We start from the raw sequence: 19,885 nt of genomic DNA on the forward strand, positions 1-19,885 counted from the left end.
GCGTGATGTGAACACGGGGAAATCGCCGCTTGGCAGGATCGCGGCAGCGTTGCATACGCAACCGGAGGACGGCTGCCAACCGCCCGACGGTGCAGGCGGCCGACAGCAAAGCGCCCGAGTCGGTCGCGGGGGACCGCGGACTCGGGCCATCAGTACAGACGGCACGCAGCCAACGTTGCGTGCGGGGGGATGGATTCATGACGTCGCCGCCTGACGGCTCCCGGCCGCAGCGCCCGTACGACCCGTCGGCCACGACGCGCCTACGCGTGCCACGCCAGCACCGGCAGCGGCGGACCCAGCGCAAACCGCTGCCGCGCTATGACTACGAGCACTACAGCCGGCTGGCCGGGCCGCTCACCCGGCCCGACCCGGACAAGCCGTACAAGGTCCGCTACCGCTCGCTGCTCGCGGACGAACCGCACCGCATACGGGCGGCCCTGCTGCTCGGCGCCGCGCCGCTGGTCTCGTTCGGGCTGCTGGTCTGGCTGATGCAGCCGAACCACTGGACCGAACGCGACTACCCCGCCTACGACTTCCTTCCGGCGCTGGACGTCGTCATGCTGGTCTCGATCGGGCTGATCGAGTTGTTCCGGTGCATGAATGTGCTGTCCAACGCGCATGCCACCCTGGTCGCCCGCGACCCCGTCCCGGTCATACCCGAGAGCGGCACCCGCGTCGCCTTCCTCACCTCGTTCGTGCCGGGCAAGGAACCCCTCGCCATGGTGACGAAGACGCTGGAGGCGGCGGTCAAGATCCGCCATCGCGGTCTGCTGCACGTCTGGCTGCTGGACGAGGGCGACGACCCCGAGGTCAAGGAAGTCTGCCGACGCCTGGGCGTCCACCACTTCAGCCGCAAGGGCGTCCCGGAGTGGAACCAGGCCAAGGGCCCGCACCGCGCCAAGACCAAGCACGGCAACTACAACGCCTGGCTGCAGGCACACGGCGACGCCTATGACTACTTCGCCTCCGTCGACACCGACCACGTACCGCTGCCCAACTACCTGGAGCGGATGCTGGGCTTCTTCCGCGACCCGGACGTCGGCTTCGTCATCGGCCCGCAGGTGTACGGCAATTACGACACCTTCGTCACCAAGGCCGCCGAGTCGCAGCAGTTCCTCTTCCACGCGCTGGTCCAGCGGGCAGGCAACCGCTATGGCGCCCCGATGTTCGTCGGCACGTCCAACGCCGTACGCATCAGCGCGCTGAAGCAGATCGGCGGGCTGTACGACTCGATCACCGAGGACATGGCGACCGGCTTCGAGATGCACCGGCACAGCAACCCGCAGACCGGGAAGAAGTGGCGCTCGGTCTACACCCCCGACGTGCTCGCGGTCGGCGAGGGGCCCACGGCCTGGACCGACTTCTTCACCCAGCAGCTGCGCTGGTCGCGCGGGACGTACGAAACGATCCTCAAGCAGTTCTGGAAGGCGCCGTTCACGCTGCCGGCGGGCCGGCTCTTCAACTACACCATGATGGTGATCTTCTACCCGATGTCGGCGCTGAACTGGATCTTGGCGGCGCTCAGTTGTGCGCTGTTCCTGGGCCTGGGGGCCTCGGGTGTGCAGATCGACCCCGCGGTGTGGATGATGCTCTACGGCAATGCCTCGGCGCTGCAGATCGGCCTGTACATCTGGAACCGGCGGCACAACGTCTCGCCGCACGAGCCGGAGGGCTCCGGCGGGGTCGCCGGCATGGTGATGTCCGCGCTGTCCGCGCCGATCTACGCCCGGTCGCTGTTCGATACGGTGCTGCGCCGCAAGAGCAAGTTCGTGGTCACGCCGAAGGGCGACTCGTCCAGTCCGGACACGCTCTTCGGGACGTTCCGGGTGCACCTGTTCTTCCTGCTCGTCTTCGGGGGCTCGCTGGCCGCCTCGTTCGTGCTCGGGCACAGTCACCCGGCGATGGTCACCTGGGCCACGCTCGCGATGCTGATCACCGCCGCGCCGATCATCGCCTGGCGGCTGACCGTGCGGGGCGAGGAGCGGAAGCGGAGGGAGGCGGCCGCTGCCGGGGGTGGCTCCGGTGCGGGTGCCGGCGGCGCCGGCGATGGTGTCGCTAACGGCGCCACGGACGGTTCGGCGCCGGCCGCCGCTCGGGACGCGCGTCGGGCCGCCGGGCAGTCGGCCGGCCCCACCGCCGGCCGGCCTGTGGGCCCTGACCAGGCCCTCGACCAAGGCCACGACCAGGCCACCGACCAGGACGGTGGCCAGACCACTGATCAGGCCGACGCCCCGGCCGTCAGCTCCGAACAGACTCTGCAGATCGCCCTTGGGGGACGTCACACATGAAGTACCGTCCGAACCGTCGCACCCGCCGAGTGGCGATAGCGGCGGCGGTGGTGCTCGCGCTCGGCGCGATGAACGGGCCGGCCCTCTACGGCTTCGCCTCGGAGCAGTACCACCAGTACAAGATCAACAAGCCCGAGTACAAGGCGGCGAACGGCCACTGGGACGTCGTCAACGTCCCCCACAAGTACCGCATCAACACCATCCACGCGGCCCTGCTGCACACCGGAAAGGTGCTGCTGGTCGCCGGCTCCGGCAACAACGCGGCCAACTTCAAGGCCAAATCGTTCCGTACGGTCCTGTGGGATCCGGAGAAGAACACCTTCAAGAACATCCCCACGCCCAAGGACCTCTTCTGCTCCGGGCACACCCAGCTGCCCGACGGCAAGCTGCTGGTGGCCGGCGGGACCCAGCGCTACGAGAAGCTGAACGGCGATGTGAAGAAGGCCGGCGGCCTCATGATCCTCTACAACGAGGACCCGGACGCCCCGAAGACCTTCCCCGCCGGCACGCTCTTCACCGGCAAGAAGAACGGCAAGACCTTCGCCTCCAAGGACCCGGTCGTGGTGCCGCGGGCGACGAAGAAGACCGACCCGGCGACCGGCAAGGTCAGCGTGGTGCACAGTGAGGCCCGGGTCTATGTCGAGGCGCTCAAGGACGGCCGCAGCTACTCCACCGGCTCCCAGGACAACTACCGGATCCACGGCCTGACCGGCGCGGCTGCCCACAACTTCTACGGCATCGCCCAGAAGTTGTCCTTCGACAAGAAGGACTTCCAGGGGATCAAGGACTCGTTCGAGTTCGACCCGGTGGCCGAGCGCTACATACCCGTCGACCCGATGAACGAGGCCCGCTGGTATCCGACGCTCACCACGCTGCAGGACGGCAAGGTCCTCTCCGTCTCCGGACTGGACGAGATCGGCCAGGTCGTCCCCGGCAAGCAGGAGGTCTACGACCCGAAGACGAAGAAGTGGACCTACCTGCCCAAGCGGCGCTTCTTCCCGACCTACCCGGCGCTCTTCCTCACCGACCAGGGCCGGATCTTCTACACCGGCTCCAACGCCGGCTACGGCCCGGACAACATCGGCCGCACGCCCGGCATCTGGGACCTGAAGTCCAACAAGTTCCAGGTCGTGCCCGGGATGAGCGATCCCAAGATCCTGGAGACCTCGATGTCGGTGCTGCTGCCGCCGGCCCAGGAGCAGCGGTACATGGTGCTGGGCGGAGGCGGGGTCGGCGAGGACCCGAAGTCCACGGACAAGACCCGCATCGTGGATCTGCACGCCCCGTCGCCGCGCTTCAAGGACGGTCCTCCGCTGTATGCGAAGGCCCGCTACCCGAGCAGCGTGATCATGCCGGACGACACCGTGCTGACCACGAACGGCTCCGGTGACTACCGCGGCCGCAGCGACTCCAACATCCTCAAGGCGGAGCTGTACGACCCGGTGACCAACTCCGCCCGCCAGGTGGCCGACCCGCTGGTGGGCCGTAACTACCACTCCGGTGCGCTGCTGCTGCCCGACGGCCGGGTGATGACCTTCGGCTCCGACTCCCTCTACGCCGACAAGGACAACACCAAGCCGGGTGTCTTCCAGCAGCAGATCGACCTCTACACCCCGCCGTACCTCTACCGGAAGTCGCGCCCCGAGCTGACGGAGAAGGGGCCGAAGACGCTCGCGCTCGGCGGCAGCGCGACCTTCGGCGCCCCGCACGCCGCCGGCATCAAGAAGATGCGGCTGATGCGCCCCGGCTCGTTCACTCATGTCACCAATGTCGAACAGCGCTCGATCGCACTGGACTTCACGGTGGCCAAGGGCGGGGACAAAGTGACGGTCACCCTGCCCAAGGACCCGTCGCTGGTGCCGCCCGGGTGGTACATGCTGAACGCGGTGGACGGGCACGGCACCCCGTCGAAGGCCGTGTGGGTGAAGGTGCCTGCGACGCGGGGGTAGTGAGTGTGACGGCAGGGGTCGCAGCAGGTTTGGGCGTGCCTGCTGCGGCCCCTGCGCCCGCTGCGCCCGCTTATTCGGCGCTACGTGCCAGCCCCAGGGCGTACTTGGGCCACCAGGTGCCCGCCTTGGGGCCGCCCTTGCAGGTGCCGTCCGACTCTCCCGGGCGTTTGATCCACAGGTAGGCGGCTATTCGGGGGTCGCCGGTCTTGGTGGTCGGCGGGGTGCCCAGGGCGCGGCCGGGCGGGTTGCACCAGTTTTCCGGGTCGTCCCCGCCGGGGGCCGGACCGTTGCCGTTGCGGCTGGTGTCGATGACGAAGGGCTTGCCGCCGACCATGGCGGACAGCCGCTTGCCGTACTTCGTGTTCTCCGCGGTGGTCTGGTAGTTGGAGATGTTCAGCGCGAAGCCGTCGGCGCGGTCGATGCCGGCCCGCTTGAGCGGTTCGACCATCTGGCCCGGGTCCTTGATCCAGTGGGGATTGCCGGCGTCCAGATAGACCTTGGTGCGGGGCAGCGCCTTGAGCTTGCCGACCGCTTCGGTCAGCAGGGCGTAGCGCTCCTCGTGGAACTGCTGCGGGGTGCACTTGTCCGCGATGTGCGGCAGTGCGTCGGGCTCCAGGATGACGGTGGTGGCGCGGTCGCCGATGCCCTTGAGCACGCCGTCCAGCCAGGTCCGGTAGGCGTTGCCGTCGGCCGCACCGCCCTGGGAGTAGCGGCCGCAGTCGCGGTGCGGGATGTTGTAGAGAACGAGCAGGGCCTCGCGGTCGGCCTTGGCGGCGGCCTGGGTGAAGCCGTGCGCCTCCCCCTCCGGGTCGTCGATGCCTATCCACTCCGCGACCGGCTGCGCCGCGATCTTGTTGGCCAGGCGGGCGTCCGCGGCCTTGCCGTCGCTGCCGTAGTCGGATACCTGGCGGGCCGCCTTGCTGTCCGGGTTGACCCAGAACGGGGCGACGGCCTTGGGGCGTTGGCCCGGTTTACCCGGAACGCTGTCGTCGCCACCGGACGAGGAGCAGCCGGCGAGCAGCAGCAGAGCCAGTGCCCCCACCGCCGCCCTCGTCGATGCCGCTCCGGCCTGCGCGGTCCGCCGCCGGCCGTCGCGGGGCCCGCCGGGCGGACCGGTACCGGCCGTCCGTCGCAGATCGCCGTACATCCACTCCCCCTCGGAACATCGAACAGGGCCGGCGGGGACCGCCGGCCTCACCATCGTGGCACACGGCCCGCCGCCGGGGTCGGCCTGTGGACGGGCTGTCCACAGGCTGCTAAGACGCTTGACGAATGGCGCGGGTGATGATTCAGCCGCCCCGTGCGTTCTCCGCCTGAAGGGACGTCAAGTAGGCCGACACCACGACCACGTTCGAGGCCCCGTTGCCACGGTCGTGCGAGGCGGCATGGCCCTTGCCGCCGCCGTCGGCGATCAGCCGGAGTTCGGAGCGGCCCCGGTCGCGGGCGGCGTAGGCCCGGCGCGCGTCGAAGTGGTCGCGGTCGTAGAGCTGGACGTCCTCGACGGTGAAGCGTGCGGTGCTGCCGTCGGCGCGCCGGATGTCCACCCGCTCCCCCGGCCTGAGGGCGGTCAGCCGGTGCACGAGGGCCTGCCGGCCACGCGGTTCGCGGTCGCCGCCGGCCCGGCCCACGAGCAGCGCGGCGCCCGCCTCGCCCGGTTGCGGCCCTTCGGCGTACCAGCCGACGAGGGCCGGGGAGGTGTCCGGGGGCGGGGCGAGGATGCCGCGCTCGTCGAGGCCTCGTGCGACGATGCCGCCCTCCCGTACACCGAGGGCGTCGATGGTGAGGCCAACGGGCTCCGCCCGCACGGCGGCGGACAGCGGCGCATGCGCATGCGGAGGCGCCTGACGGCCCAACGGGCGCCCGGCGGCGGCGACATCACCGGTCGTGGCGAGCTGCGCGGCCACCCCGTACGCCAGATCACGGCCCCACAGCCACAGCCCCAGCAACAGCACGGCCCAGGCCACACCGGCGAGAAGCTTTCCGGGGGTGGTGGCCGGGTGGCGGCCGGGGTGACGACCGGGGTGACGACCGGGGCGACGGCTGACGCAGGGGGCATGGGCGCTGAGGGGGGCATGGGCGTTGAGCGAGGCATGGGTGCTGAGGGGGGCGTGGAGTCGGCGGGGGGCGTGGAGTCGGCGGGGGGCGTGGGGACCACAGGGTGCGGGCGCGTGGGGGCCGGAGGCACGGAGGGCTCCGGAAGAGGGGACTCGTCCGTCACCACTCCCCTGCCCGTCACTACTCACCTGTTCCTCAGTGCTCACCTGTTCCTCAGTGCTCACCTGTTCCTCAGTGCTCACCTGTTCCTCAGTGCTCATCGGCCTCACCCCGCCGCTCGCGGCGCAGTCGCATCCGGAGCCGGAGCAGTTGGCCCGCGATGACCAGGATGGCGCCGCCGGCCAGCACCAGGCCCACGGCCGAGGTGCTGCTCAGCTCACGACTCGGCGAGGCCTCGGCGGGCACGCCGGTACGGGAGACCACGGGAGCGGGACGGACCGCGGGAGCCGGGTGGAGGGCCGACGCCGGGTGGAGGGCCGACGCGGGGCGGAGGGCCGGCGCGGAGTGGAGGGCCGGCGCGGAGTGGGCAGCAGCGGCCTCGGGGCCGGACGCGGCGCCGGAGCGTATCCGGGCGCCGCCGGCCAAGCCTCCCGCGGTCCGGACGGGCGAGACCGCGTCAGCGAAGGCGGCCGGTCGGATGGTGGCCCGCCCGACCCGGCAGCCAGGGCCGCACAGGGTGACCGCACCCCCGGAAGGGGAAGAGACGGGGACATCCGGGGCAGGGGCGTCCGGAGCAGGAACGTCCGGAGCAGGGGCAGTGGAGACCGAGACCGTTCCGGTCCCGGTGGCGCGTGCGTCCCCGCCGTACACGGGCGGCGTCATCACCGTGCAGGCCGCGACCGCGGCGCAGAGAGCAAATTGCCGTGAGCGCATGGTGAACCTCCGATAACTCCGAAGGTCCGCCCGTGCGAGCCCGGCCGCATCCGGTAACGGTCCGGGGCTGCGCCGTTCGGGTGGGGGTCAGCGGCGCCGGAGGTCCGGGCCGCCGGCGGCGCGCCGGTACTCCGGTGCTCCACGGACCCGGACGTCCACGGCGGTCCACGGCGGTCCACGGCACCGGTGGCCCTGCCGTCCATGGAGCGGGACGGTGCGGGACGGTGCGGGACGGCTCGTGGCCGCCGGACGCCGATCGCCCCAGCTCACGCGCCCTCGGCGCGGCTCACACCAGGTCGATGAGGTCCGCGATCGAGTCCACCACACGGGAAGGCCGGAACGGGTGCCGGTCGACCTCCTCGGGGCGGGTCAGTCCGGTCAGTACGAGGAAGGTCTCCATGCCCGCCTCCAGTCCGGCCAGCACATCGGTGTCCATCCGGTCGCCGATCATCGCGGAGGTCTCGGAGTGGGCGCCGATGACGTTGAGCCCGTGCCGCATCATCAGCGGGTTGGGCTTGCCGACGAAGTACGGATCGACGCCCGTCGCCTTGGTGATCAGCGCGGCCACCGAACCTGTCGCGGGCAGCGCGCCCTGCGGGGAGGGGCCGGTCTCGTCGGGGTTGGTGGCGATGAACCGCGCCCCCTCGTTGATCAGCCGGATCGCCTTCGTCAGCGCCTCGAAGCTGTAGGTGCGGGTCTCGCCGAGGACGACATAGTCCGGGGAGTGGTCGGTCAGGACGTAGCCGATGTCGTGCAGGGCGGTGGTCAGGCCCGCTTCCCCGATGACGTACGCGGTGCCGCCGGGCCGCTGGTCGTCCAGGAACTGGGCGGTGGCCAGCGCGGAGGTCCAGATGGACTCCCACGGCACCTCCAGCCCGATGCGGTTCAGGCGGGCGTGCAGGTCACGCGGGGTGTAGATGGAATTGTTGGTCAGCACGAGAAAGGGCTTGCCCGACTCGCGCAGCCGCTTGATGAAGGCGTCCGCCCCGGGGACCGGAATGCCCTCGTGCATCAGGACGCCGTCCATGTCGGTGAGCCATGACTCGATCGGCTTGCGCTCTGCCACTGCCGGACTCCTGCCGTACGTGTTGACCAGGGGCGCCGGCCGTCTCCGTCCGTGGATCATCCACCGTGGACCACGGCGGATGATCCACGGAATGTACATACGGAACGTACATACGGCCGACACACCCACCCTAAGTCAGCGGGCCACGGCCCCGACCCGGCCGTCACCTCTGATCTTCGGCGGCCGGCGGGTGAGGTGAAGCCGCCGCCCCCCGAGGAGACCTGGCGCTGGGCGGCGGGCGGAGAGCAAGTAGTCAGGAGCTTCTGGGCGTTGGCGCGGTGCGCGGCGTTCTTGACCAGGCCTGCCGCGTACGGCAGGGCGAAGGTGGTGGGCTTGGCTCCGGGTTCGGCGGCGGGGAGGAAGATGTCCTGGTGCGGCATCGACTGCATGTTGGCGCAGTTCATCGGGACGTCGCCGTTGGCGACCAGGAGTTCGCCCTCGTCGGTCTTGGGGGCGAGCCGGCCACGCGGGCTCGAAGGAGGCGCCCCAACTCAGGAAGCGCGCAGGCTCAGGAGGAGAGCCCGGATCCCAGGCCGGGCCGCCGGCCCCCGAACAAGGGCGCCAGCACCAGTTCCGCCGCGCCGTCCGCGACCGCCTGCGCACCGCCGCGGGCGAGCGCCACCGGCACCGGGGCCCTGCCGCGGGCGCGGGCCTGGGCTTCCAGGGCCTCGGCCACACCGGTCAGGAACCCGTCGGGGTGCGCCAGTACGGTGCGGCCGCCGAGCAGCACCCGGTCGATGTCCAGCAGCTCGACGAGGTTGGCGGCGCCCACGCCCAACGCCCGTGCCGCGCCCGGCAGATCGCCGCGGGCCACCGCCGCCAGGCACAGCGCCTCGATGCAGCCGCGCCGTCCGCAGCCGCAGCGCGGCCCGTCCCACCGCACGATCTGGTGGCCGAACTCGCCGGCGCCGGTGCGCGGGCCGCGGTAGAGGCTGCCGTCCAGCACGAGCCCGGCGCCCAGGCCGGTACCCAGATGGAGATAGCCGAACGAACCGGCGCCGGCCGGTATCCCCTGGGCGAGGCCCAGTGCCGCCGCGTTGGTGTCCTTGTCGAGGACGACGGGCAGGCCGAGGCGTTCGGCGAGCTCGTCCCGCAGGGGGAAGGCGTCCCACCGGGGCGCGCCGGTGACCCGGTGCAGGACGCCGGTGGCGTGGTCCAGCGGGCCGGGGCAGGCCACCCCGGCGCCCAGCACCGGCGGGCCGCCGGCCTCGGCGCGCAGGGCGGTGACCTCCCGTTCGGCGGTGGCGAGCACCTGCCCGGCGCCCGCCTCGAAGACGAGCGGGGCACGGCGTACGCCGACCGCTTCGCCCGCGAGGTCGGCGAGGACGACGGTGAGTTCATCGCGGTCCAGATGCAGTCCGACGGCGTGCCGGGCGCCGGGGACCAGCCGCAGGACGGTGGCGGGCTTACCGCCCGTGGAGGCGCGGCGGCCCGCCTCGGTGACCAGGCCGTCGGCCCGCAGCCGGGCGGTGATCTTGCTGACGGCCTGCGGGGTCAGCCCGGTGCGGCCGGCGAGCTCCCGCCGGCTGACGCCCTCCTCGCCGGCCGCGCGCAGCAGCCCGAGCACCAGCGCGGCATTGTGGCCGCGCAGGGCGGGGAGATTGGCCCCCGGAGGTCCGGCGGCGGAGCTGTCGTTCGAGAGGTCGTTGCTGGTCACCCACCCATTGTCCGCATCGCTTGCACTTTGGCAACAGCGTTGCTTAAGTGGGAGACATGAGCATGAGCGAGAAGAGCGACTCCACCGACACCGCCGCCCCTCACGACCCGCTCCGCGTCGGCCTCATCGGCTACGGCCTGGCGGGCTCGGTCTTCCACGCCCCGCTGATCGCGGCCACCGAGGGCCTGCGGCTCGACACCGTCTCGACCGCCGACCCGGAGCGGCAGGCACAGGCCCGCGCCGAGCATGCCGGGGTCCGTACGGTCGACCCCCCCGAGGCGGTGCTCGCCCGCGCCGCGGACCTCGATCTGATCGTGCTGGCGACGCCGAACAAGACGCATGTGCCGCTCGCCACGGCCGCCCTGGAGGCCGGTCTGCCGGTGGTGGTCGACAAGCCGCTGGCCGCGACCGCCGCCGAGGCCGAGAAGCTGGCGGCGCTCGCCGAGGACCGTGGCCTGCTGCTCTCCGTCTTCCAGAACCGCCGCTGGGACAACGACTTCCGCACCGCCCGCACACTGATCGAGCAGGGCGAGCTCGGCGACGTCCAGCGCTTCGAGTCCCGCTTCGAGCGCTGGCGGCCGCAGCCCAAGGGCGGCTGGCGCGAGTCCGGCGACCCGGAGGAGATCGGCGGCCTGCTCTACGACCTCGGCAGCCACCTCGTCGACCAGGCGCTGGTCCTCTTCGGTCCGGCCGTCTCCGTCTACGCCGAGTCCGTGGTCCGCCGCCCGGGCGCGGAGGCCGACGATGACTCCTTCATCGCCCTCACCCACGCGAACGGCGTCCGTTCCCATCTGTGGATGAGCGCCACCGCGGCCATGCTGGGCCCGCGCTTCCGGGTGCTGGGCAGCCGGGCGGGCTATGTGAAGCACGGCCTGGACCCGCAGGAGGCCGCGCTGCGCGAGGGCCGCCGGCCCGGCGGTGAGGAGGGCGACTGGGGCGTGGAGCCGGAGTCCCGCTGGGGCCGGCTCGGCGCCGGCTCCTCCCCGCAAAGCGGTGGCGGCGAGCGGGTACCGACGCTGCCCGGCGACTACCCCGCGTACTACGCCGCGATCGCACGGGCGCTGCGCGAGGGCGGCCGGCCGCCGGTGACCGCCACCGAGGCCGCGGCCGCCCTCCGCGTCCTGGAGGCCGCGAAGCTCTCCGCCGCCGACGGCCGTACGGTCCACATCAGGGCGGACGGATGAGCCCGGCGGATCCACCGGCGGCGGCCGGCTCGGTGGACGAGCCGGCGGCGCAGGAGGAGCGGCTGGTCCTCGACGCCTTCGGCAACGACGAGGCCCGGGAAGGGGTGCCCCCATCGCGCCGAGGGCCGCACCTTCGAGCGGCCCGGCCGGCCTGACGCGGAAGGAGGGGGCGGCCCCGGCGCGCGGCCGGTGACGCCCTCCCCTCCCTGCGGGCGCGCCGCTCAGGCGTCCTTGAGTTCCTGCCGCTGCCGCCCCAGGCCGTCGATTTCCAGTTCCACGACGTCGCCGGCGCGCAGGTACGGCTTGGGCTCCGGGCGGCCCATGGCGACACCGGCCGGGGTGCCGGTGTTGATGACGTCGCCGGGGTGAAGGGTCATGAACTGGCTGACGTAGCGGACGACTTCGGTCACCGGGAAGATCTGGTCGGCGGTGGTGCCGTCCTGTTCCAGGTCGCCGTTGACCCACAGCCGCAGGCCGAGGGCCTGCGGGTCGGGGACCTCGTCGGCGGTCACCAGCCACGGGCCCAGGGGGTTGAACGTCTCGCAGTTCTTGCCCTTGTCCCACTGGCCGCCGCGCTCGATCTGGAAGGCGCGCTCGGAGACGTCGTGCGCCACGGCGTAGCCGGCCACCGCCGCCAGCGCCTGTGCGTCGCTCTCCAGGTAGCGGGCGCGGCGGCCGATGACGACGGCCAGTTCCACTTCCCAGTCGGTCTTCACGCTGCCCCGGGGGACCAGCACGGTGTCCTCGGGGCCGACGACCGTGTCCGGGGCCTTCATGAAGAGGATCGGCTCCTCGGGGGGCATGGCCCCTGTTTCCCGGGCGTGGTCGTGATAGTTCAGCCCGATGCACACGATCTTGCCGATCCCGGCCAGCGGCGGACCGGTGCGCAGTCCGGCCGCATCGAGCGGTGGCAGCTCACCGGACGCGGCGGCGGCCCGCAGGCCCGCCAGGGTTCCGTCGTCGGAGAGCAGCGCTCCGTCGATGTCCGGCACCAGGCCGGACAGGTCCCGCAGGACCCCGGCCTCGTCGAGCAACGCCGGGCGTTCCGCCCCCACCGTTCCGACACGCATCAGCTTCATCGGTTCCACTCCCGTGGTCAAAGGTCGGCCCGGGAAAGGGAATGCCGGGCCGGCCGATGGGGGACGGCCATCGAGCGATTTGGTCGATCGTCCAAGAACGGGGTCCGGTCTGCAAGACCCCGTTCACGGACCGGACCGTTACCGGGTGGTAGTGGCGGTCTCCCCGACCGTCTCCCGAACCGTCTGCCGGACCGCCTCCCTGGCGGCCTTCCCGACGGTCTCTCCGGAAGCGCCGTCCGTCTGCGGCTTCGCCCCGCCGGCCGGGCGGGTCCTGGCCTGGGAGTCGGCCCTGGTCTGGGAGTTGACCCTCGCCCGGGCCGCGCGCTGCCGGGCCGCGCGGGTCTTCGGCGCGCCCTTGCGGTCCGTACGCTGCGGAGCCGGACGCTGCTGCGGGGCCCGGGTGCCCGGCGCGCCGTCAGCCGGGGCGGGGGCCTGCTCCTCGGAGGGGGCGGCGGCCTTCGCCTTGGTGCGGGCCGGCTTCCCCGCGGCCGGCTTTTCCGCGGCCGGCTTCCCTGCGGACGGGGCCGCCGCGGACGGGGCCGCCGCGGTGGCCGCGTCCCGCTCGCCGCGCCGCCGGTCCCGGTCCCGGTCCCGTTGCAGCAGGGCCCGCTCGCAGGCCGTCCAGGTCGTCGTCGTGACCATGTAGAGGCCGGCGGCCAGCGGCACCACGGCCACCGTGATCAGCGTGCCGAAGGACAGCAGCGGCATCACCTTGGCCATGGAAGCCATCCCGGGCAGTGCCGCGCCGGCGCCCGCGGCCGGCTGCGGGGCCTTGGCCATCGTGGCGCGGGCCCGGCGGAAGTTCCAGGTGGCGACGGCCGCGACCAGCGCGAACAGCGCGAGGTAGACCAGTCCCCGCGGCCCGAAGAGCCCGCCGTGCGCCAGCGCCTCGCTCCAGTGGCCGCCGAGCGGCGCCCCCAGCAGCGTGTGGTCCAGGAGGCCGCCGCCCCCGGTGGAGAACAGGTGGTACATCACGAAGAAGACGGGCAGCTGCAGCAGCGTCGGCAGACAGCCGGCCAGCGGCGAGGAGCCGGTCTCGGCGTACAGCTCGGACGTCGCCTTCTGCAGGCGCTCGGGGTGGCCCTTGTGTTTGCGCTGCAGTGCGGCGAGCTGCGGGGCGAGCGCCGTACGGGCCTTCTCGCCGCGGGCCGCGGCCCGGGCGAGCGGGTGCAGCGCGGCGCGGACGCCGAGGGTGCACAGAACGATGGTGGCGGCCATCGCCGCGCTGCCGAAGAGCGGGGCGATCGCCTCGGCGCCGTGCGCCAGCGCGTCGCCGAGGAAGCCGAACATGGACATGGGTGAGCCCTCCACGGGTCTCATCGTGCCGGGATGAGGATTCGGCGTGACGAGCCGCGCGGGCGCGGGGTGCGGTGCGGTGACCGGACCGCATGCGGTGAGCAGACCGGATGCGGTGCGGTGAGCGGACCGGGCGCCTACGCGGCCGTCGGGAGGGGGCGGCCCGGTGCTCGGGGGCGGGGGCGGCCGGCCGCGTCGGGATCACGTTGCGGCAGGAAGGCCGTACGCCGCTCGCGGTCGCGCAGCGCCGTACGGATCCGGCCCGGTGGCAGCGGCCGGGCGCAGGCCGCGATCAGGAAGGCACGGCACAGGAGCAGCAGCGCGCCGGTGGTCGCGGCGGCGGTCAGGGCGGTGGTGAGCCCCGTCTGCGTAAGCAGGAAGCCGGCCAGGACGAAGAAGAGTGCCGAGGTGTACAGGCGCCATGCATCGACGATGCGGTACATCCGGCGCCCTCCCCGGGTTGTCAGGTCGTCAAGACTTATCGGCTTCCGCTCAAGAGTAGCCACAGATCTGGGCAGCGTGGACACCGGCCGATAACTTGCCCCCCTGCCGTCGTCGGGACGACGGCGGACCAGGGGGCCAAGGGGGAACACCTAGGAGGTGCTGTGCGCGACATCAGCGTTCCGGCCGTGGCGGCGCGACTGCGGACCGGCGGTCTTGCCGACTCCGTCTTCGACACCGCGACCCACCAGCCGGATTTCGCTCAGCTCGCCCGCCGCGACGCCAGAGCGCCCGGCGGCTGGCAGGAGGTGTCCGCGGCGGAATTCCGGGACGAAGTCATGGCCCTGGCCAGGGGGCTGCTGGCGGACGGGGTACGGCCCGGCACTCGGGTCGCGCTGATGTCCCGTACGCGCTACGAGTGGACGCTGTTCACCTATGCGCTGTGGGCGATCGGCGGGCAGCTCGTACCGGTCTATCCGACCGCATCGGCCGAGCAGCTGCGCTGCATCCTCGTCGGGGCGAAGGTCGCCGCGATCGTCGTCGAGAACGAGGCGCAGGCCATGACCGTGGCCGAGGCCTGCGACGAGCAGGCCAGGCTGCGCCGGCTGTGGCAGCTCGACCTGGACTGCGTCCGGCGGCTGACGGAGGAGGGCACCCGGCTGCCCGAGGCGGACGTGCACCGGCTGCGCCACATGGTCTCTCCGGAGGGGATCGCGGCGATCGTCTACACCTCGGGAACCACCGGGCGCCCGCGCGGCTGTGTGATCACCCACGCCAATCTCGCCGCCGAGTGCGACACCCTCTACGCGGGCTGGGGCGGGCTGCTGGCCGCGCCGGGCGAACGCCCCTCGCTGCTGGCCTTTCTGCCGTTCGCGCAGATCTACGGCCTGATGGTGCAGGTGGCGTGTCTGCGCGGCGGGGTGAAGCTCGCCCATCAGCCCGAAGTGTCGTCGGAGGAACTGCTGCCGGCCCTGGCCTCGTTCCGTCCGACGTTCCTGTTCGCGGTGCCGTACGTCTTCGAGAAGATCTGCACCCGCGCCCGGCTGGCCGCGGAAGCGGCGGGCCGGCGGCGGACGTTCGACGCGGCGATGACGGTGGCGGTGCGCTACGCGGAGGCACTGGCCGAGGAGGCGCGGGGCACCGGGCGCGGGCCCGACCCGTTCCTGCGGGCCCGGCACGCGCTCTACGACCGGCTGGTGTACTCCCGCATCCGGGAGACGCTGGGCGGCCGGGTGCACACCGCGGTCTCCGGCGGTTCACCGCTCCTGCGCGAACTGGGGCTGCTCTTCGCCGGGATGGGCATCATGGTCTACGACGGCTACGGCCTGACGGAGACCAGCGGCGCGATCACCGTACAGCCGCCCGGCAAGGTGCGGTTCGGGACGGTGGGCCGCCCGCTGCCGGGCAGCGCGGTGCATCTGGCGCTGGACGGCGAGGTGTGGGTACGCGGTCCGGTGGTGTTCGCCGGCTACCTCGACGAGGACGGCACCACGGGCAGCGGGCTCTACGACGGCTGGCTGCCGACCGGCGACCTGGGGCATCTGGACGAGGACGGCTATCTCGCCATCACCGGCCGCAAGAAGGACATGCTCATCACCAGCAATGGCAAGAGCGTGGCCCCGCAGGGTCTGGAGCAGCGGCTGTGCTCCCATCCGCTGATCTCGCAGGCCGTGGTGGTCGGCGACAACCGGCCCTATGTCACCGCGCTGCTGACGCTGGACCCCGAGGCGCTGACGCACTGGCGCAAGCTGCGGGACGAGCCCAGCGCCGACAGCACGGCACCGACGCCGGAGGAGCAGCTGCAGGCGGAGGTGCGGCGGGCGGTGGCGCGCGCGAACGCGTCGGTGTCGCGGGCCGAGTCGATCCGCGCCTTCCGGGTGCTGCCGGGCGAGTTCAGCCAGGAGTCCGGGCTGATGACGCCGTCGCTCAAGCTGCGCCGGGCGGCGATCGTCCGGACGTACGCGGCGGAGATCGACGCCCTGTACGCGGAGGGCAAGCGCGAGGAGCCCGGCACGCGGCGGGACCGCCGCCGCTGGGCCGCGGCGGGGCTGTACGCGCGCTGAGCAACGCACGCCGAGCACGGCGTACACCGCGCTGGACGGGCCCGGCCGGGCACACGGAATCCGACGCACGTCACCCGTTTCCCGGCCGGGCCCGCACGCGGCACCGTAGCAGTGCCGCGGCGGGCCCGGCCGTTATTTGTCCAGGGGTGAGGACCCGGGCCCGCCGGCCCGGTACGGCACTTAGCGTCCGGTGGGATTCCAGTAGTGACGAACCGGGAGGCCGTGTGCGGTCCATCCTCAGCAATTCCGCAGCATCCGGGCGGACCATCGCCACCGGCCTGGTGGTCGCCGCGCTCGTGGCCACGCTCGCGGCGCTGCTGCTGCCCGTCCAGCTCTTCGGCGAGGCCCAGGCCTCGGCGAGCACCACGCTCTCGTACGACGACGACGGCGGCGGCACGGTCAGCACCCGCTACGGTCCCCTCACCGCGATGGACCGGGACTTCGTGCGCAAGGTCAAGCTGGCCGGGCTGTGGGAGCTGCCCTCGGGCCGGATGGCCCAGCAGCGCGGGACGACCCCGGCCGTCCGCACGGCCGGCAACCACCTCGTGGCGGGACACACCGAGCTGGACCGGCGGTCGAACGAGGCCGGCCGGGCGCTGGGCGTCGACCTGCCCACCGAGCCCAACGTCGCCCAGCAGGGCTGGCTCGGGCAGCTCAAGACCGCCCAGGGCAAGGAGTTCGACGCGACGCTGGCCGAGTTGTTGCGCCGGGCCCACGGCAAGGTCTTCGGGCTGATCGCCCTGGTCCGCGATCAGACCAAGAACACGATGGTGCGTGCCCTGGCGGACCGCGCCAACAGCGTCGTGCTGGACCACATCACGGTCCTGGAGAAGACCGGGAACGTCGACTTCAACACCCTGCACAACAGCTGACCGCACGGAGTTCCCGGTTCCGCAGATCCGCCCACAACCCCTGTGAACCCACCAGGACGACACCCCTCACATCGGACGAAGCGAAGTGATCTCATGAGGCAACGGCAACAGGCCCATAAACGCTCGCGTTTGACGAACAGAATGCTCATCGGCGCGACCGCCCTCCTGCTGGGCGGCGGCGGACTGGCCGCCTACGCCACCACGGCGCTGGCGGGCAACCAGACCACCCCCGGCACGGCGTCCGGCCATCAGCACACCGCGTCCGGCATCACCATCTCCTGCCCCGATGTGGGCGAACGGCTGCGGACCGTCCCGCGCAGCGCACAGCTCCCGGTCTCCAAGGGGCTGTCCGCCCTCGACAAGCAGGTGCACGACGCGTACCACAAGATGATGGGCGGCAGCGGTACCGCCGTCATGGCCCCGCTCAAGGCACAGCGGGAGAAGACCATCAAGATGATGGTCACCGCGATCGCCAAGAACACCAAGCGGCCGGGCTATCTGATCAAGATGAGCGGCTGCACCACCAAGCCCGTGGACGAGGGTGCCGGCGCGGGCGGCAACGACTCCACGAAGTCCGTGCAGGACGGCTGGTACCAGGGGCAGTCCCAGAACCAGACCCAGGGTCAGCAAGGCCAGGACCAGCAGGGGCAGGACCAACAGGGGCAGGACCAGCAGGGCCAGAACCAGCAGGGCCAGGACCAGCAGGGGCAGAACGGCGGCCAGCAGGGCCAGGCCGGGGGCCCCTCTCCCGATGACTTCGTGGACATCACCACCGTCCAGCCGAACGCGGACGCCCCGCCGTTCGCCGCCCCCAAGGGAGGCAACGCCTCGACGGGCACCTTCACCACCGAGTGCGGGCGCAATGAGGACGGCCACTTCAACTCCGACAACGTCATCGTGACCCCGGGCGTCAGCAACGGCGCCCACCACACCCACGACTACGTCGGCAACAAGGCCACCGACGCCTTCGCCGACGACAACAAGCTCGCCGCCTCCGACACCACCTGCGGCAACGGCGACCAGTCCACCCACTACTGGCCCGTGCTGCGCAAGCTGGACGGCAACGCGGAGCAGAAGCCCGGCGCCGCGCAGGACGCCAACGTCGGCACGACCCTGACCCCGGCCACGGTGACCCTGAAGTTCCGTGGCAGCCAGGTCGGCCAGGTCGAGGCGATGCCGCGCTTCATGAAGATCATCACCGGTGATGCCAAGGCGTTCACCAACGGCACCAAGAACGCCAACGCCTCCTGGAGCTGCACGGGCTTCGAGGACCGGCAGCTGAAGGACAAGTACCCGCTGTGCCCTGAGGGTTCCCAGGTCGTGCGGACCTTCGCCTTCCAGAACTGCTGGAACGGCCGGGACATCGACAGCGGCAACCACCGTGACCACGTGGCGTTCTCGGACCAGAACGGCGTCTGCCCCAACGGCTTCAAGGCGATCCCGCAGCTCACCCAGCGGATCACCTACGACGTCCCGCAGGGCCAGAGCTTCGCGGTGGACAGCTTCCCCGAGCAGCTGCACAAACCGGTGACCGACCACGGCGACTTCATCAACGTGATGCCGGACCAGCTGATGAGCAAGGCGGTCGACTGCATCAACGGCGGCCGTAACTGCACCTGAAACCGACCCCGGTGAGCCCTGAGCCCCTTGGGGAACCCCCAAGGGGCTCACTCACGGGCCCTCGGCCGAGGGTCGCGGGGGCGCGCGGGGGTCACGGTGGCCGGGGGGGGGACGGGGGTCACGGTGGCCGGGGGCGCGGGGGTCGAGGGTCGCGGCGGTCGGTGGCCGCGACCCTGCCCCCTGGTCCGCGGCTCGCGGCCCGTGGCTCGTGGCTCGTGGCCGTCGCCCGAGTCCACCCCCGAGGCCGCCTCCCGAGACCGTCCCCCGAGGCCGTGTCCCCCGGGCCCACGACTACAGCCCACGGCAAAGCAGCGGCCCCGGCCCGGATGTCCGGGGTCGGGGCCGCTGCTCGGCGCCGGGTTGCTGTCGCTGTGCCGGAAGGCCCCCACCGTTCCGGCCGGCCGTCAGCTCAAGGGGCGCGGTACTTCATCCGTCGGTCCTCAAAGACCGTTGACGCGGGCCTCACGGGCCATGCCCAGCGGGCGTATGGACGAGGCGACGGCCCGTGCGCGGCGGCCGGCCCGTGCGCGATAGCTGCGGACGTGCGCCATCAGGCGGCGGCTGCGCAGCGCCATCTCCAGCTCGAAGCGGGTGCGCGGATCGCGCAGCACCGGGCCGAAGAGCTTTTCGATCTGACGCAGGCGGTATCGGACCGTCTGGGGGTGCACATGCAGCAGTTTGGCCGCTTCGGGGGCACCGCCGCCCTCCAGCCATGCCAGCAGCGTGACTTCGAGCCGTTCGCTCTGCCGGGGCGTCAGCTCCTCCAGCGGGCCCAGCCAGCGGGAGGTCAGCGCGTCGGCCAGCGACTCGTCCTGGAGCAGCAGCAGCGCGGAGAGATGGTCGTCGACGAACGCGGGCCGCGACTCGGGGCCGACCCGGCCCGGAGCCAGCGTCAGCAGATAGCGGGCCCAACGCAGCGAGGACGCGGTGTCGGTGGCCGGTACGACGTGGCCGACCGCGGCCGGCCGCCCCTTGAGCGCCGCCTCCAGGCGGGCCCGGGTCTGGGTGGCCGGGTCGGGGACGAACAGACAGGTGTATCCGTCGACCGAGCCGATGAGGGCGTGCCCGAGCGCCGCGGCGAGCTGGGCGGCCTCGACGGGTGTGGCGAGGACGACGGCCTGGAGGGTCTCGGGGATGGGCCAGCCGGCCGCGCGGGACAGCTCGGTCAACCCCTCGTCCGGCATTTCCCGTTGTCCGGCAAGGACGTCGAAGAGGTCCTGGCGGGCCCGGGCCACCGGCATCGGAGTCACCACGGACGGCACGGCCCGAGGTTTACTCTCCGACTCTTTTTGGTACCCAAGAACTGTCAGCAAGGCCTGTTCAAGTGCCCATTGCGCCTCTTCTACGGGAGTATCCCCGAGAAGTGCGGACAATGCGGGAAATCCGCGTTGCAACTCCGCGACCAACTTGTCGGCGAGATCGGGAAGTTCATTTCTGACTAC

At 71.9% G+C, this 19,885-nt stretch carries 16 protein-coding genes; 7 read left to right on the top strand and 9 right to left on the bottom strand.

From position 1 onward, the window contains the following. Nucleotides 1-197: 197 nt before the first annotated feature. Complete coding sequence (locus ACGFR7_RS08670) at nucleotides 198-2,288, top strand: glycosyltransferase family 2 protein (RefSeq protein ID WP_393314924.1); 2,091 nt, start codon at nucleotides 198-200, stop codon at nucleotides 2,286-2,288. Further along, complete coding sequence (locus ACGFR7_RS08675; protein WP_393314927.1) at nucleotides 2,285-4,237, top strand: galactose oxidase-like domain-containing protein; 1,953 nt, start codon at nucleotides 2,285-2,287, stop codon at nucleotides 4,235-4,237. Before ACGFR7_RS08670 ends, ACGFR7_RS08675 begins: the two co-directional genes overlap by 4 nt. A 70-nt stretch (nucleotides 4,238-4,307) precedes the next feature. Here the strand turns inward: ACGFR7_RS08675 and ACGFR7_RS08680 are convergent, their stop codons facing one another. The 5 genes from ACGFR7_RS08680 to ACGFR7_RS08700 form a co-directional block, all read right to left on the bottom strand. Continuing rightward, nucleotides 4,308-5,384, bottom strand: coding sequence for a glycoside hydrolase family 6 protein (locus tag ACGFR7_RS08680; protein ID WP_393314930.1), 1,077 nt, complete (start codon nucleotides 5,382-5,384; stop codon nucleotides 4,308-4,310). Nucleotides 5,385-5,526: 142 nt separating this feature from the next. Further along, nucleotides 5,527-6,201 carry a sortase domain-bontaining protein gene (locus ACGFR7_RS08685; RefSeq protein ID WP_393314933.1) on the bottom strand — a complete coding sequence of 225 codons (675 nt, stop codon included), beginning with the start codon at nucleotides 6,199-6,201 and terminating at the stop codon, nucleotides 5,527-5,529. 340 nt (nucleotides 6,202-6,541) lie between these two features. Beyond that, complete coding sequence (locus tag ACGFR7_RS08690) at nucleotides 6,542-6,877, bottom strand: hypothetical protein (RefSeq protein WP_393314936.1); 336 nt, start codon at nucleotides 6,875-6,877, stop codon at nucleotides 6,542-6,544. A 574-nt stretch (nucleotides 6,878-7,451) separates the two neighbouring features. After that, nucleotides 7,452-8,231, bottom strand: a complete 780-nt coding sequence (locus tag ACGFR7_RS08695) for an HAD-IIA family hydrolase (protein ID WP_088797813.1) — start codon at nucleotides 8,229-8,231, stop codon at nucleotides 7,452-7,454. Between the two features lie 508 nt (nucleotides 8,232-8,739). Beyond that, nucleotides 8,740-9,888 (bottom strand): ROK family protein, encoded by a 1,149-nt coding sequence (locus tag ACGFR7_RS08700; RefSeq protein WP_393314939.1) that lies wholly within the window; start codon nucleotides 9,886-9,888, stop codon nucleotides 8,740-8,742. Between the two features lie 62 nt (nucleotides 9,889-9,950). Between ACGFR7_RS08700 and ACGFR7_RS08705 the strand changes: the two genes are divergently transcribed. Then, nucleotides 9,951-11,072, top strand: a complete 1,122-nt coding sequence (locus ACGFR7_RS08705) for a Gfo/Idh/MocA family oxidoreductase (protein WP_393314942.1) — start codon at nucleotides 9,951-9,953, stop codon at nucleotides 11,070-11,072. After that, the gene (locus tag ACGFR7_RS08710; RefSeq protein ID WP_393314944.1) at nucleotides 11,069-11,227 is read left to right on the top strand and encodes a hypothetical protein; all 159 of its coding nucleotides are present in this window, start codon (nucleotides 11,069-11,071) and stop codon (nucleotides 11,225-11,227) included. The genes ACGFR7_RS08705 and ACGFR7_RS08710 overlap by 4 nt, the downstream gene beginning before the upstream one ends. 66 nt (nucleotides 11,228-11,293) lie before the next feature. On the opposite strand, the gene ACGFR7_RS08715 is transcribed toward ACGFR7_RS08710, so the two are convergent. From ACGFR7_RS08715 to ACGFR7_RS08725, 3 genes are all read right to left on the bottom strand, one after another. Beyond that, nucleotides 11,294-12,151, bottom strand: a complete 858-nt coding sequence (locus ACGFR7_RS08715) for a fumarylacetoacetate hydrolase family protein (protein WP_393314947.1) — start codon at nucleotides 12,149-12,151, stop codon at nucleotides 11,294-11,296. Nucleotides 12,152-12,289: 138 nt separating this feature from the next. After that, nucleotides 12,290-13,447, bottom strand: a complete 1,158-nt coding sequence (gene yidC, locus ACGFR7_RS08720) for a membrane protein insertase YidC (RefSeq protein WP_393314950.1) — start codon at nucleotides 13,445-13,447, stop codon at nucleotides 12,290-12,292. Between the two features lie 137 nt (nucleotides 13,448-13,584). After that, nucleotides 13,585-13,890 (bottom strand): DUF6412 domain-containing protein, encoded by a 306-nt coding sequence (locus ACGFR7_RS08725; RefSeq protein WP_393314952.1) that lies wholly within the window; start codon nucleotides 13,888-13,890, stop codon nucleotides 13,585-13,587. Between the two features lie 162 nt (nucleotides 13,891-14,052). Here ACGFR7_RS08725 and ACGFR7_RS08730 point away from each other — a divergent pair, with 162 nt between their 5' ends. From ACGFR7_RS08730 to ACGFR7_RS08740, 3 genes are all read left to right on the top strand, one after another. Continuing rightward, complete coding sequence (locus tag ACGFR7_RS08730; RefSeq protein ID WP_393314955.1) at nucleotides 14,053-15,951, top strand: AMP-dependent synthetase/ligase; 1,899 nt, start codon at nucleotides 14,053-14,055, stop codon at nucleotides 15,949-15,951. 224 nt (nucleotides 15,952-16,175) lie between these two features. Further along, a complete protein-coding gene (locus ACGFR7_RS08735; RefSeq protein WP_393314957.1) occupies nucleotides 16,176-16,823 on the top strand; it encodes a DUF4142 domain-containing protein in 648 nt (215 codons plus the stop codon). Nucleotides 16,824-16,964: 141 nt separating this feature from the next. Then, a complete protein-coding gene (locus tag ACGFR7_RS08740) occupies nucleotides 16,965-18,443 on the top strand; it encodes a DUF1996 domain-containing protein (protein WP_393315364.1) in 1,479 nt (492 codons plus the stop codon). Between the two features lie 440 nt (nucleotides 18,444-18,883). Here the strand turns inward: ACGFR7_RS08740 and ACGFR7_RS08745 are convergent, their stop codons facing one another. Next, nucleotides 18,884-19,705 (bottom strand): PucR family transcriptional regulator, encoded by an 822-nt coding sequence (locus tag ACGFR7_RS08745; RefSeq protein ID WP_393314960.1) that lies wholly within the window; start codon nucleotides 19,703-19,705, stop codon nucleotides 18,884-18,886. Nucleotides 19,706-19,885 lie beyond the last annotated feature (180 nt).

Origin of the sequence: Streptomyces sp. NPDC048516 (genome assembly GCF_043199875.1) — a bacterium.
GTDB lineage: Bacteria > Actinomycetota > Actinomycetes > Streptomycetales > Streptomycetaceae > Streptomyces.

Coding starts and splice junctions, on each gene's coding strand:
- ACGFR7_RS08670 (WP_393314924.1), top strand. CDS start 198: ATGACGTCGCCGCCTGACGGCTCCCGGCCGCAGCGCCCGTACGACCCG.
- ACGFR7_RS08675 (WP_393314927.1), top strand. CDS start 2,285: ATGAAGTACCGTCCGAACCGTCGCACCCGCCGAGTGGCGATAGCGGCG.
- ACGFR7_RS08680 (WP_393314930.1), bottom strand. CDS start 5,384: ATGTACGGCGATCTGCGACGGACGGCCGGTACCGGTCCGCCCGGCGGG.
- ACGFR7_RS08705 (WP_393314942.1), top strand. CDS start 9,951: ATGAGCGAGAAGAGCGACTCCACCGACACCGCCGCCCCTCACGACCCG.
- ACGFR7_RS08710 (WP_393314944.1), top strand. CDS start 11,069: ATGAGCCCGGCGGATCCACCGGCGGCGGCCGGCTCGGTGGACGAGCCG.
- ACGFR7_RS08715 (WP_393314947.1), bottom strand. CDS start 12,151: ATGAAGCTGATGCGTGTCGGAACGGTGGGGGCGGAACGCCCGGCGTTG.
- yidC (WP_393314950.1), bottom strand. CDS start 13,447: ATGTCCATGTTCGGCTTCCTCGGCGACGCGCTGGCGCACGGCGCCGAG.
- ACGFR7_RS08725 (WP_393314952.1), bottom strand. CDS start 13,890: ATGTACCGCATCGTCGATGCATGGCGCCTGTACACCTCGGCACTCTTC.
- ACGFR7_RS08740 (WP_393315364.1), top strand. CDS start 16,965: ATGCTCATCGGCGCGACCGCCCTCCTGCTGGGCGGCGGCGGACTGGCC.